This window comes from Dactylosporangium salmoneum (genome assembly GCF_039532525.1).
Taxonomy (GTDB): domain Bacteria; phylum Actinomycetota; class Actinomycetes; order Mycobacteriales; family Micromonosporaceae; genus Dactylosporangium; species Dactylosporangium salmoneum.
Genome location: NZ_BAAARV010000074.1, coordinates 90,617 through 103,280 on the forward strand (window position 1 = coordinate 90,617; position 12,664 = coordinate 103,280).

A 12,664-nucleotide genomic window follows, 5' to 3' on the forward strand; every position below is an offset into this window, starting at 1 on the left:
CACGTCAGCCACGAGGGCTCGCCTCCTTGTGTGCATGAATCGACGACGCGAATCCGTCGCCGTAGAGCCAGACGCGCATCCGCACCACGTCCCGCCGGTGCCGCAGCCGTTGCCTCGACCACGCCGTCAGCCACCCGCCCGTGGCCGCGCCGAGCAGCACGCCGAGGCGGACCGCGTCGGCCGCGCCGTGCCACGTGAGCACGCCCAGCCGGTTCACGAGAAACCCGTTGAGCACGGTCCAGGCGATCGAGCCGGTGGCGAGCGCGGCGGTCAGGTTCCCGCCGAACGCCCCGACAGCGGCAACACATGCCGCCATCGCGACGAGCCGCGCCACCAGCTCCGGCGGCGCGAACACCGCGGCGGTGACCACGGCCGTGGCCACGACCGCGGCGGCACCGCCGGCCAGCGTGATGCCGGTCGGCGCGGACCACATCCCACGCATGAGTCGCACCTGCTTCGACACTTGCATCCAGGGCCTTCCATCCGGCCCGCTGCCAGTGAAGACCCGACGGTTTGCCCTGCCCAGGTGCCTTGACAGAATCCATACGCCGGCGCCGGTTTTTTGATGCTTCCTTGACGGCGTCCCGGCGACAGCTGCGTCTACCGTCACAGGTGTGCTCGAGCGCGAACGCCGCGTCGTCGTCGGTGTCTCCCAATCCCTCGCCGGCCTCGCGGCCCTGCGGTACGCCATCCGCGAGGCGCGGCGGCGCGACGCGCCGCTGTACGCGATGCGCACCTGGGCCCTGCCGTCGCACTGGCACGGACCGGCGGTGCACGCCTGGCGCCACGAACTACGCGCGGACGCCCGCCGCTACATCGTCGAGGCATTCGACGCCGCCGTGGGCCGGCCACCCGACCTGGAGATCTTCGTCGAAGCCCCCGACGGCCGCACTAACGGCGGTGGAGCGCGCGGTGCACGAAGGCGGGCGGGAGGTTCGCCCACACCAGCGGCGTGCGCTCCAGCGTCCGGAACCGCGCGCCGAGCTCGGCGGCGAAGTCCCGCGCCGGCGGGGTCCACGCGGCGTGGACGTACGCGAACGTGGTGAACCCCCCGTCCGGCGCGAGCACCGCGCCGATCGCGTCGAGGATCCTTGTGCGCACCGGGCGCGGCAGGACCGTCCATGGCAGGCCGGACACCACCGCGTCGACCGGGCCGTCGACGATGTCGGCGAGCCGCTCAGCGGAGTCGTGGATGACCTCGACCGGTCGAAGGCGATACCGCCGGCGCAGCACCGCAGCCAGCCGCCCGTTGGCCTCCACCGCGACGAACCGCGTGCCGGGTGCCATGCGCCGCAGGATGGCCGCTGTCACCGGGCCGGTCCCCGGGCCGAGCTCGACGACGGTACGGGCGTGTTCCAGCCGCAGGCCGTCGGTGAGCGCGCGGGCGAGGGCGGGCGAGCTCGCCGCGACGGCGCCGGTCGTGCGTGGGTGCAGCAGGAACTCCTGGAAGATCGACATGCCGGCGACGCTATGGAGGGCCGTCGTAACCGGGCGTCGTGCTGTGGGCTCGCGAAGGTCCTTCCGCGGGAGGAGCCGGCCCGTACTCTAGGTCGGGTGTACGGGCTGGACGGGATGGGGTGGACGCGCGACGCGGCGCTCGCCACTGCGCTGACGGGGGTCTCACTGACCGCCCTGCCCGACGGGCGGCCGCGCTGGGTCCAGGTGGCACTGCTCGTCGTGCTCGCCTCGGCGCTGCTGTGGCGCCGGCAACGACCGCTCGCCGCGGCCGCGGTGGTGCTCGGCGCGGCCTGGCTGGGGCTGCTCGGCACAGTTTGGCGCGAGCACCTACCGCTAGGTCATTTCGCCGTCGAGGTCGTGGTGTGCACGGTGGTGCAGGCGGGCCGGCGCAAGGCGGCGGCGGTGGTCTCCGCGGTCGGCGCCGGGTTCTTCGTCGCCTGGGCCGTGCGCTGGTACCCCGGGATCGGCGCGCTCTGGGGTTCCGCCGGGTTCTGCCTGTCCCTCGCCGTGGCATGGCTGCTCGGCGAGTACCTGCGCGCACGGCAGGCCCGGGCGGCGGCCGAGCGCCGGGCCCTTGCCGCCACGGCCGCCGCGGCCGAGCGCGCCCGGATCGCCCGCGAGCTGCACGACGTGCTCGCCCACAACGTCGGCGTCATGGTGGTCAACGCCGAGGGTGCCCGGCTGATGCGCCACGCCGACCCGGCCGTCGTCGACCGGACGTTCGAGCTGATCAGCACCACCGGGCGGGCCGCGCTGGAGGAGCTGCGCCGTCTGCTGGCGGCGCTGGACGAGCACGCGTGCACGGCGGCCGACCTCGAGGACCTGGTACGCCGCTGCGGCGCCGGGCTGCGCGTCTCGGGGACCGCGGACGAGGTTCCGCCGGAGGTGCTTGCCCAGGCGTACCGCATCGTCCAGGAGGCCCTGACCAACGTCATCAAGCACGCCGGAGCGGGTGCCCGGGCCGATGTCGTTGTTGGATTTGGTACTCCGGAACGCCGCACATTGCGCATCGAGGTGCTCGACCCCGGGGGAACCGGCGCCGTCGCGGGCCTGCCGTCGTCCGGGCGGGGGCTGGCCGGCATGCGGGAGCGGGCCGGCCTCGTCGGCGGCACGCTGACCGCCGAGCCGGTCGAGGGCGGCGGTTTCCGCGTGGTCGCGACGCTGCCGTACGACTCCACAGCCGGCTCTCAGCCGCGCACAGCGAGGGCACAGGCGCGCGCTGGCAGGATCGGCATGTGGCGGCACGGGTACTGATCTGCGACGACCAGGAGCTCATGCGGGTCGGGCTTCGGATGGTGGTGGACAGTCAGCCCGACCTGACCGTGGTGGGCGAGGCCGCCGACGGGGCCGCCGCGGTGCGCCAGGCCGAGCAGACGTTGCCCGACGTGGTGCTGCTCGACGTACGGATGCCGACCCTCGACGGGGTGAACGCGGCGGCACGCATCGCCGCGGCCGTGCCCGAGACGCGGCTGCTCATGATCACCGCCTTCGACCTGGACGAGTACGTCTACGCCGCATTACGGGCCGGCGCGCACGGGTTCGTGCTCAAGGACGCGCCCGCCGCGGAACTGCTGGTGGCAATCCGCGGCGTGCTGCGCGGCAACGCGATGGTGGCGCCGTCGGTGACCCAGCGGCTGCTGGAGCGGTACCTGACCGGGGCCGCCGCGCCGGAGCCCGATCCGCGCTCCGACCTGCTGACCGAGCGGGAGCGGGAGGTGCTCGGCCTGGTCGCGCTCGGGCTGAGCAATGCCGAGATCGCCGGCCGGCTGTTCCTCAGCGAGACGACCGTGAAGACGCACATCGGCCGGATCCTCGCCAAGCTGCGGCTGCGGGACCGCATCGGCGCCGTGGTGTTCGCGTACGAGTCGGGCCTGGCCCGCCCGGGAACCCGCCCAGGCGGGTAGGCCCGCGCCGTCCGGTCAGAAGCGGGCCCTCGGCGCGCCCTGGCCCGGGTTGATGCGGGCCGGTCCGCGGGCCGACGGTCGCACGTCGAAGTCGAAGATCTCGGTCGGGATGTACACGGTGGCGCACGAGTTGGGGATGTCCACGACGCCGGAGAGGCGTCCCTCGATCGGGGCGGCGCCGAGCAGCAGGTACGCCTGCTCCGGGGCGTACCCGAACTTGGTGAGGTAGTCGATGGCGTGCAGGCAGGCGCGCTGGTACGCCAGCTGGGAGTCCAAGTAGCGCTGCTCGCCCTCGGTGGTGACGGACAGCCCGGAGAAGGCGAGCCACTGGCTGTACTGCGGCGGGGTGTTGCCGGGAAAGAAGACCGCGTTCTCCTCGACGCCGTAGGTCTGCATGCCGCCCTTGATCAGGTCGACGTGCAGGTCGATGAAGCCGCCCATCTCGATCGCGCCGCAGAAGGTGATCTCGCCGTCGCCCTGGGAGAAGTGCAGGTCGCCGACGGAGAGGTTGGCGCCGGGAACGTAGACCGGGTAGAAGACGCGGGTGCCTCGCGTGAAGTTCTTGATGTCCTGGTTGCCGCCGTTCTCGCGCGGCGGTGCGGTGCGGGCCGCCTCGGCCGCCGCCCGGTCGAAGTCCGCGCCGGAGAGGCTGCCGAGGATCGCATCGCGGGGTTCGGGCGGCAGCGACAGCGGGGGCACCCGATCGGGGTCGGTGGCCCGCAGGGCGCCCTCCCGCTGGTTCCACTTGGCCAGCAGTTCGGCCGAGGGTGCGGTACCCATGAGCCCGGGGTGCGTGATCCCGGTGAACGAGACCGACGGCACGTGCCGCGAGGTCGCGCGCTCTCCGCGGAAGTCCCAGATCGCCTTGTACGCGTCGGGGAACTGCTCGGTCAGGAAGCCACCGCCGTTGCGTCTGGCGAAGATGCCGGTGTACCCCCAGCCCTGGCCGGCGAGCGGGCCGGAGTCCTCCTGCGGGATGGGGCCGAGGTCGAGGATGTCGACGATGAGCAGGTCACCCGGCTCGGCGCCCTGCACGGCGAATGGCCCGCTGAGCGCGTGCACCACCGACAGTGGCGCGTCGCGGATGTCCTCGGCGGAGTCGTCGTTGTGGATCGCGCCGTCGAACCACTCCCGGCAGTGGACACGGAAGCACTGTCCCGGGCGTACCGTCACCGCTGGGGGAATGGCGGGGTGCCACCGGTTGTGGCCGACCTTCTCCTGGTCGGTGAACCTGCGCGTCGAGTCCAGCGGGAACAGCAGCTCCGGCATCGGTACCCCTTCGTCTCGGCACGGTCGCGGTCAGGGCTTCGGCAGGCGCGCGGTGGCGGGATGGACCGGCCGTCGAGGTCGGTGCCGCACGGGCGGGCCGGACACCACTTCGGGCTCTTCCGCGCTGCGCTCCGACCGCTCGATGTGCGCGGCCAGCGGGCCGGGCCCCCGGCCGAGCAGCGGCGCGGTGTAGACCCTCACCGCCTCGCCGCCGCAGACCCGGCACGGCACACGCGCGGCGGCATCACCGATCGGGAAGGAGACGTCGAAGTCACCGTCGCGCGGGCATCGATAACCGTACGTCGCCATTCCGGCTCCCCCGCTGCGCGCTCCGCGGCCTGCGTTCCGGCCGCGTACTTTCCGGCGGGAACACGGTTAAACCGGACGGCGAGTCGCGGATCTCGCGATGCTCAGCTTCGCTGCACCGACGCACGCGGTGAGTTCATGCGCAGGCGACGCAGGTGCGAGCAAACGGGCGGATTGCCAGACGGCCGGCGGGGATCGGACGGCCGCAGCGCTCGCAGATGCCGTACCCGCCGGAGTCCAGGCGCGCCAAGGCCTCGTCCAGGTCGGCCAGCCGGCGGCGGGTCGCGGCGAGCACGGCGGTGAGCTGCGCGCGCTCGTACGCGATCGTGCTGCCCTCGGGATCGTGCTCGTCGTCGGCGTTGGAGTCCTGACTCGCCTCGAACACGGCCCGCAGGTCCGCTTCAAGCCCGTTCACCTCGCCGGCGACGGCCGAGCGCAACTGCTCCAGCTCAGCCCGAGTACCGTCGTCGGCCACCGTTCTACGGTACTTCCCTGATCACCGGGTAGCGGATGCGCTCCGTCGCAACCCACCTCCCAGCCGCTTCTGGCGGGTCTGTCTTCACTTCAGCGCTTGACCGGAGGGCGAACGGGTCGGAATGGCGACCGACAATGATGTCCCGCCATCCGTAGGACTCGTTATGGTCATCTGCCCACCGAGCGCCACCACTCGGTCGACCAGGCCCGTGAGTCCGGATCCCTTGTCGGGGTCGGCTCCCCCGACTCCGTCGTCGCGGATCGAGAGCTGAAGCGTCTCGCCTTGCAGCTCCGCGACGATGCGCACGAGGGACGCGTGTGCGTGCTTTGCCGCATTCGTCAGTGATTCCGACACGATGTAGTAGGCGGCCACTTCGACACTCGAAGACAAACGTCGATCAAGATGGATGTCAAGCTCCACCGGGACTACAGAATGGCGGGCGAGCGATCTGAGCGCCAGCTCCAGTCCGCCGGTGGTCAGAATCGGGGGGTGAATGCCTCGCGAGATTTCTCGCAGATTCTCATGGATGCTTTTGAGTTCTGTCGCGGCATCCGACACCTGTACTTTGACCTGCTCAAGCGATGTGCAATTCTCGGCCGCGCGCAAATCGAGCCCGATTGCGATGAGCCGTTGCTGGGCTCCGTCGTGCAGATCGCGTTCAATGCGCCGACGTGCCTCGTCGGCGGCAGCGACGATACGGGCACGGGACGCGATGAGTTCCGCGCGGCTGCCGGCGTTCGCGATGGCGGTGGCGGCAAGGTCCGTGAAGTCCTTGATGCGTTCCTCGGCGTCGGGCGGCAAGGGCTCGGTTCGCATCGACGAGACGACGATGACGCCCCACAGCCGGTCCTCGACGGAGATCGGCAAACCGACCGCTGCACGGATGCCCGGTGCACGGTTACGGGTGCCGGGGCTGTCGATGTCTTCGTCGTCGTCCATCCGGACGGCGCGACCGGTTCGGCGCACCAGGGCTGCGATGTTGCTGCCGGTGGCCGACCATCCGTTGCGGACAGACGGCGGCAGTGTGGGCTGACTCGTCGCGACGATCGTGACCATGGCGCCGGACTCGTAGCGCAGCAGCATCGTGTCACGCGCGCCCAGGAGTTGGCTGACCTCTTCCGTAACCGCGGAGAAGATCTCGGCCGGACTGACGCCGCGCGCGACGTACGTCGCCACCCGTCGCAACGCGGCCTGCTGATCGGCGAGCAGCCTCAGCTCATCGCGCCCTTCTCGGAGGGAGTCGAGTATGGCCGCGCGTTCACGCGCCACGCGCAGCAGCGACTCGACCAACGGGATGACCTTCTCCTGCAGACGCTGGAGCGACGCCACAGGAATGCCGGCAGGGACCTGCAGGGTCCCGAGCACGGTCGCGCCGTCGCGCAGCGGAAATACCGATTGCTGGCCGGCGCCGGGCATGGCTCCGAGCTTGATCACTACACCCGACAGGTCGAGCGCGTGCGCGATCCGTCGCGCGGCCGAGGGCAGCGCGGCGGCAACATCGTCCGTGTTGAGCAGCAGACCGGCCATCTCAGCGGTGAGGTCGGATTCCTGAGCCTGTACCGCTCGCAATCGGGACAGGTCCGCCAGCGCGCCGATCACCGCGGCGACTGCAGCGAAGACACCGAGCATGACCCAGTCCCGGGTATTGGCGACCGCAAACCCTAGAATGGGTGGGACGTGGAAGTAGTAGTATGCCAGGACGCTTACCAGTGAGGTGGCGAATCCTAGCGCCATTCCCCAAACCAGCGATACGATGACGACGCCGAGGAGATATATCTGAGCCAATGAAGGCCCGCTTGTTATCAACTCGAGCGGATAGATCAAAAGAGTTTCTACGGCGACCAGGAGGACAGCCACCGCGATCCCCACGCCAATTGGTGGAGGCGTCGGACGCACCATTCGAAACAGGAATTCCGAACGCATAGTTCAAGCGTACCCAGGTCGGCTCACCCAGCGGCAGGTCGCAGCCACCAAACACCGCCCAATCTCCCCGCCACCCGGCCGATCGTCACGCCGCGGACGGCATCGCGCTGCCGTTTCGGCGTACTGAAGCACCGAATCGGGTTGAGCGCGTCCAGGACCCGGCTCACACCTCACCCGCAGCGGAGGATACCGCGACGATCACCCGAAAGAACGAGAACACCTTGCGCACAGGCGGGAATAGGCTAAAACGCCGGACACCGGCATTTTGTGTGTGTCGTACGTAGGGGTCGTTGTCTACGGCGTGCGGCATCGTAATGGGAAGGACCATCGATGATGGATGCGTCCGAGCTGCTGAACACCGCGGTGGCCGACCTGGCCCTGGTACAGGACCTGGAGCAGGCTCAACAGATCATCCGTCGCACCGCCAGGCGTTTGGCGAACGCTCACGGGTCCAGCGTGGTACTGCTGGACCACGGCTACTGCTTCTACGCCGACGAGGACGCGGTGAGCCCGCTGTGGAAGGGTCAGCGATTCCCGGTGCGGCAGTGCATCAGCGGATGGTCGATCCTCCATCGTCAGCCGGCCATCGTGCCGGACATCCAGGTCGACGAACGGGTGCCGCAAGAGGCGTACCGACCGACGTTCGTGAAGAGCCTGGCCATCGTCCCGATGCGCGTCGAGGACCCGCTCGGGGCGATCGGCGCTTACTGGATCCAGCCGCACCACGTCACCGACGAGGAACTGAGCCGACTTCAATCCTTGGCTGAAGCGGCTGGCGCCGCGTTGACACGCCTCATCGCGTCAGCAGACACCGGGCGAAGGGCGACCAGGCTAGTGAGTTCCGGGGCGGCCGGCGCACCCGTGTAGCGGCTGATCGTCGTTCGATGCGGGTACATCGTGGAGCGCTGTCTCAATCAAAGCGCTGCCTCGCGTTACGTGAAAATGACCCTGCAGGAAGGTGCGTCAGCACGCCCAGCGATCCACGGATCACACCCGCGGTGACCGTAAGCGCAGGCGTCGCGTGTTGACAGCGAGTGAGAGACGTCGCTGGTGTCCGCAAACCTGGTTCCGTTGCTGCTGAGGCCGAAGCCGCCACCGCCCTGGATCGGGCTGGTCGTCGCCGTGGCGTTCATCGCGGCGGAGACCCTCGTGCTGTTTCCCCTCAGGGGAAACTCTCAGATGGCCGCCTCAGGCCTGATCTATCTCATCGGCATCCTGGCCATCTCGATGGTGTGGAAACGCTGGCTCAGCGTCACGACGGCGGCGGCCAGCGCCCTTGCCTTCAACTATTTTCACGTCCCGCCCTTCTGGGCGTTCGAATTCACCACGCGCCGGGATCTGCCGGCCCTCGTGGTCTTCATCGCGGCTGGGCTGGTGACCAGCCGCCTTGCAGACCTGGCCCGGTCCCGTGCCGCCGAGGCACCTGACCGCCGCCCGGAAGCCACCCTCACTACCGATCTGGCCAAACGTCTGCTGTGCGCAGATGACTTGCGCTCGGCGCTCGGCCCGGCATCACAGCGGCTCGCGCAAGTGCTTGAACTTCCATCAGCGGCAATCGAGCTCGATGTGATTGCGGGGGATGGACAGCGGGCCGCATTCCCGCTGTGTGACGGTGCGAGGCGCCTGGGCACCCTGCTGGTTCCGGCGGACCTGCCCGAACAGACAATGGAACGCCTGCGGCAACGGGTGGTGCCGGCGCTGGAGCCGCTGCTGTCCGCGGCACGTGAGCATGAGGCGATCGTCCACTCGCTGAAGGCGAGCCGCAAAGCGTCCACGATGCTCACGGAAGAACAACTCGCGTGGCGGCGCGTGGCCACGCTGGTCGTACGTGGGGCCTCACTCACCGACGTGTTCGACGCGATGGCGGAAGAGCTCTGCCGAACCCTTGGTCGAGTCCGCACGGCGCTGATGCGCTACGAGCCGAACTGCACCGCCACTTGCCTTGCAGATCTCGACGAGCTGCATGGCCCGACGTCCATCCTGCTCGAAGGAGACAACGTCGTCGGGACGGTACGGCGCACCAGGCGTCCGGCCCGGATCAACAGCTACGACAGTGCCACGGGCCCGGCGGCGGCGACCACGCGCGGGCTCGGCATACACTCAACGGTCGGCGTTCCCGTGATGGTTCAAGGCCGTCTCTGGGGAGTGCTCGCCGTGATGTCGTTCACGGCCGATGCCATGCCACCCGACACCGAAGCACGCCTGGCCGACTTCAGCGACCTCATCGCAACCGCGGTCGCCAACGTCGAGAGTCGCGCGCAGCTCGCCGCTTCCCGCGCCCGCATCGTCACCGCCGCCGACAACGCTCGACGACTGTTCGAACGAGAGCTGCATGATGGCGTACTGCAGCGTGTCGTCTCGCTCGGGCTCGAAACGAGCATGGCCGAGGCGTCGATGCCGCCCGAGCTGAACCGGTACAAGGCTCAGCTGTCACATATTGCGCAGGGCCTGAACAGCGTATTCACGAGCCTGCAGGACGTCACGCAGGGGATCCATCCGGCGATCACGTGCAAGGGCGGCCTCGGCGCCTCAATCAAGTCGCTCGCCCGCCGCAGCGCGATTCCGGTGGAACTGAACCTCAACATCGGCCGGCGGCTGCCCGAACATACCGAGGTGGCCGCGTATCACATCGTGTCCGAAGCGCTCGCCAACGCCGCCACGCACGCCCGGGCGACCATGGTCCAGGTCAACGCCGAGGCGGAGGATGCGGTGTTCCGGCTCTCGGTACAGGATGACGGGATCGGCGGAGCCAGCCTCGGCAAGGGAACCGGGCTGATCGGCCTGCAGGACCGCATCGAGGCCCTCGGCGGCCACATGGAAGTCTTGAGCCCGGCCAGCCACGGCACGGCGCTACTGGTCAAGATTCCAATCGACGAGGCATGAACGCCGGTTGCGGCTCAAGGTGCTGCGGTACCAGCCGAGGCGCGACGGGTAACCGGGATGATCAAGCACTGGTCCTGGCCGGCACCTTGGCGGGCAGGTGGTGCAGCGCATCGACCAGCGGCGCCAGCTCCGGCAGCCGCTCGGCCTCGGCGAGGGTGGCGGCGAGGACCTCGTCGTGGGTGGGGCGGGCCGCTTCGAACAGGGCCCGACCGCTGGCGGTGAGCTCGGTGTAGATGCCCCGGCGGTCGTCCTGGCACAGCACGCGGGTGAGCAGGCTGCGGTCTTCCAGCCGGTTGACCAGGCGGGTGGTGGCACTGCTGGACAGCGCGGCCGCGCGGGCCAGCTGCTGCATGCGCATGTGCCAGCCGTCCTGGCGGGAGAGGGCGTCGAGCACCGTGTACTCAACTACGGACAGCTGGTGCTCGGTCTGCAGCGCCTTCTCCAGGGCCGCGTCGATGAGGCCGTGCAGCGCGGCGAGGGTTCGCCAGCCCTGGGCACGGATCTCGACCGCGTCGTCGCCGATGCCCATGTCGCCCTCCTGAGTCCTGTCCCGATTATAGGCGCGTACGCCGATAGTTGCAGACGCTTGGCTTGTGGGTCACGGCACGCTTGCGCCGATATGAGGCGCGTGCAAGTATCAAGTTGTGCGCGCTGGTAGTTGCAAACGCGCTGCATGTACTGCTACCTGGAGAACCATCATGTCTGCTACGACGCAGCGCCTGCCCCTCGGCCTTCTCGCCCTGGCCATCGGAGGCTTCGGCATCGGCCTCACCGAGTTCGTGATCATGGGTCTTCTCCCCGAAGTCGCCACCGACTTCGGTGTCACTGAGTCCGCCGCCGGCTGGCTGATCTCCGGCTACGCCCTGGCGGTCTCCGCCGGCGCGATCGGCCTGACCGCCGCTGTCACGCGGTTCAACCGCAAACATGTGCTCACCGGCCTGATGGTGCTGTTCATCGCCGGGAACCTGACCTCCGCGCTGGCCGGCACCTACTCGGTGATGCTGGCCGGACGGGTCGTTGCCGCCCTCTCCCACGGGGCGTTCTTCGGCATCGGCGCCGTCGTCGCCGCCAGTCTCGTTGCCCCGGCTCGGCGAGCCGCCGCCATCGCCATGATGTTCACCGGTCTGACCGCCGCCAACGTCCTCGGCGTCCCGTTCGGCACATTCCTGGGCCAGCAACTCGGCTGGCGCTCCACCTTCTGGGCCATCACCGGCATCGGCGTCCTCGCCCTGATCGGCATGGCCACCCTCGTCCCGGCCAGCACCAGCACCGCCACCGCACCGGTGAGCCTGCGCCACGAAATCCAGGCCTTCGCACATCCGCAGGTCTGGTTCTCATTGCTGATCACCATCCTCGGCTTCGGCGGCATGTTCGGCGCGTTCACCTACATCGCATACACGCTCACCAAGGTCAGCGGATTCGCCGCCGGCACCGTACCGTGGCTGCTGGTCCTCTTCGGCGCCGGCCTGTTCATCGGCAACAGCCTGGGTGGCAAGGCCGCTGACCGGTCAGTGACCAAGACGCTCATGGTCGTCCTCGCCGCGCTCACCGCCGTCCTGGTCCTCTTCGCGCTCACCGCGCCCAACCAGGTACTGACGATCGTCTCGCTCGCGCTCATGGGCGCATTCGGCTTCGCCACCGTCCCCGGCCTGCAGATGCGCATCATGCAGTACGCGGGGCAGGCACCGACCCTGGCCTCGGGAGCCAACATCGCCGCCTTCAACGTCGGCAACGCGCTCGGCGCCTGGGTCGGCGGCGTCACCATCGCCGCCGGACTGGGGTACACCTCGACGCTGTGGGCCGGAGCGGCGCTCAGCTTCCTCGGGCTGCTCGTTCTGCTCGCCGCCACCGGGCACGCCACACGGCGCCGTTCGCCCGAACAGACCCAACCGGCGGCCGCCGCCGTCCACGCCGGCACCGCCGCCTGAGCCCGTACGAAACCCTGAGGAGTAACCAGCCATGACCAGGGTCCTGATGATTGTCAGCGCCGCCGACAGCCTCACCCTCGCCGACGGCACCACCCACCCGACCGGCTTCTGGGCCGAGGAGGTCGCCGCCTCCCATCGCGTCCTGCGCAACGCCGGCGTCGACATCCAGCCGGTCGGCGAGTACGAGGGCTTCGGCCACGCCTTCGATCAGGATGGACATGTACGCGTTGAGGACGACCTTCGTCGCGCTGCCTCGGCCGGCGTCGCCCAGCCACAGGGTCTTGCGGCCGATCGCGGCGAACACGGGGCGCACAGTTGGCTCTGCGGCGGCCGGACCGGAGGCGAGGATGAGCAGCTGACCGTTCTCGGCGGGACCTTTGGTGCCCGAGACGGGCGCGTCCACGAACAGCGCGTCGGGCCGCCGCTGGGCGAGCCGGCCGACAAGTTCGGTGGTCGCCTGCGTAGCCGCCGCAGGAGGCGGCCACTGGCCAGGCCATAAGTAGTCGACCCGCAGCACA

General features: G+C 69.5%; 13 protein-coding genes and 1 pseudogene. 6 read left to right on the plus strand and 8 right to left on the minus strand.

The window, feature by feature from the left end; translation table 11 throughout:
- Positions 1–4 precede the first annotated feature (4 nt).
- A complete protein-coding gene (locus ABD352_RS38065; RefSeq protein ID WP_344617410.1) occupies positions 5–442 on the minus strand; it encodes a hypothetical protein in 438 nt (145 codons plus the stop codon).
- 172 nt (positions 443–614) lie between these two features.
- Here ABD352_RS38065 and ABD352_RS57835 point away from each other — a divergent pair.
- A pseudogene (locus ABD352_RS57835) lies at positions 615–809 on the plus strand (universal stress protein); the annotation flags it as partial.
- 82 nt (positions 810–891) lie between these two features.
- Here ABD352_RS57835 and ABD352_RS38070 read toward each other — a convergent pair.
- Positions 892–1,458, minus strand: coding sequence for a class I SAM-dependent methyltransferase (locus tag ABD352_RS38070; RefSeq protein ID WP_344617411.1), 567 nt, complete (start codon positions 1,456–1,458; stop codon positions 892–894).
- A gap of 96 nt (positions 1,459–1,554) precedes the next feature.
- Here ABD352_RS38070 and ABD352_RS38075 point away from each other — a divergent pair, with 96 nt between their 5' ends.
- Both ABD352_RS38075 and ABD352_RS38080 read left to right on the plus strand, forming a co-directional pair.
- Entirely contained in the window at positions 1,555–2,712 is a 1,158-nt protein-coding gene (locus ABD352_RS38075; RefSeq protein WP_344617412.1) for a sensor histidine kinase, read from the plus strand.
- A complete protein-coding gene (locus ABD352_RS38080; protein WP_344617413.1) occupies positions 2,694–3,362 on the plus strand; it encodes a response regulator in 669 nt (222 codons plus the stop codon). Before ABD352_RS38075 ends, ABD352_RS38080 begins: the two co-directional genes overlap by 19 nt.
- Positions 3,363–3,377: 15 nt before the next feature.
- Here ABD352_RS38080 and fmdA read toward each other — a convergent pair whose 3' ends face one another.
- From fmdA to ABD352_RS38100, 4 genes are all read right to left on the minus strand, one after another.
- Complete coding sequence (gene fmdA / locus ABD352_RS38085; RefSeq protein ID WP_344617414.1) at positions 3,378–4,631, minus strand: formamidase; 1,254 nt, start codon at positions 4,629–4,631, stop codon at positions 3,378–3,380.
- A gap of 30 nt (positions 4,632–4,661) precedes the next feature.
- Positions 4,662–4,940 (minus strand): FmdB family zinc ribbon protein, encoded by a 279-nt coding sequence (locus ABD352_RS38090; protein ID WP_344617415.1) that lies wholly within the window; start codon positions 4,938–4,940, stop codon positions 4,662–4,664.
- A gap of 133 nt (positions 4,941–5,073) precedes the next feature.
- The gene (locus ABD352_RS38095; protein ID WP_344617416.1) at positions 5,074–5,412 is read right to left on the minus strand and encodes a TraR/DksA family transcriptional regulator; all 339 of its coding nucleotides are present in this window, start codon (positions 5,410–5,412) and stop codon (positions 5,074–5,076) included.
- Between the two features lie 84 nt (positions 5,413–5,496).
- Entirely contained in the window at positions 5,497–7,335 is a 1,839-nt protein-coding gene (locus ABD352_RS38100) for a DUF4118 domain-containing protein (protein WP_344617417.1), read from the minus strand.
- A gap of 330 nt (positions 7,336–7,665) precedes the next feature.
- On the opposite strand from ABD352_RS38100, the gene ABD352_RS38105 reads away from it, so the two are divergent.
- Positions 7,666–8,202 (plus strand): GAF domain-containing protein, encoded by a 537-nt coding sequence (locus ABD352_RS38105; RefSeq protein WP_344617418.1) that lies wholly within the window; start codon positions 7,666–7,668, stop codon positions 8,200–8,202.
- Between the two features lie 183 nt (positions 8,203–8,385).
- Complete coding sequence (locus tag ABD352_RS38110; protein WP_344617419.1) at positions 8,386–10,218, plus strand: sensor histidine kinase; 1,833 nt, start codon at positions 8,386–8,388, stop codon at positions 10,216–10,218.
- 61 nt (positions 10,219–10,279) lie between these two features.
- On the opposite strand, the gene ABD352_RS38115 is transcribed toward ABD352_RS38110, so the two are convergent.
- On the minus strand, positions 10,280–10,747 hold the full coding sequence (locus tag ABD352_RS38115; protein ID WP_344617420.1) for a MarR family winged helix-turn-helix transcriptional regulator: 468 nt from the start codon (positions 10,745–10,747) through the stop codon (positions 10,280–10,282).
- A 169-nt stretch (positions 10,748–10,916) separates the two neighbouring features.
- Between ABD352_RS38115 and ABD352_RS38120 the strand changes: the two genes are divergently transcribed.
- Positions 10,917–12,146 (plus strand): MFS transporter, encoded by a 1,230-nt coding sequence (locus ABD352_RS38120; protein ID WP_344617421.1) that lies wholly within the window; start codon positions 10,917–10,919, stop codon positions 12,144–12,146.
- Here the strand turns inward: ABD352_RS38120 and ABD352_RS57840 are convergent.
- Positions 12,031–12,663 carry an NAD(P)-binding domain-containing protein gene (locus ABD352_RS57840; protein ID WP_425553832.1) on the minus strand — a complete coding sequence of 211 codons (633 nt, stop codon included), beginning with the start codon at positions 12,661–12,663 and terminating at the stop codon, positions 12,031–12,033. The genes ABD352_RS38120 and ABD352_RS57840 overlap by 116 nt on opposite strands.
- Between the last annotated feature and the right edge of the window lies 1 nt (position 12,664).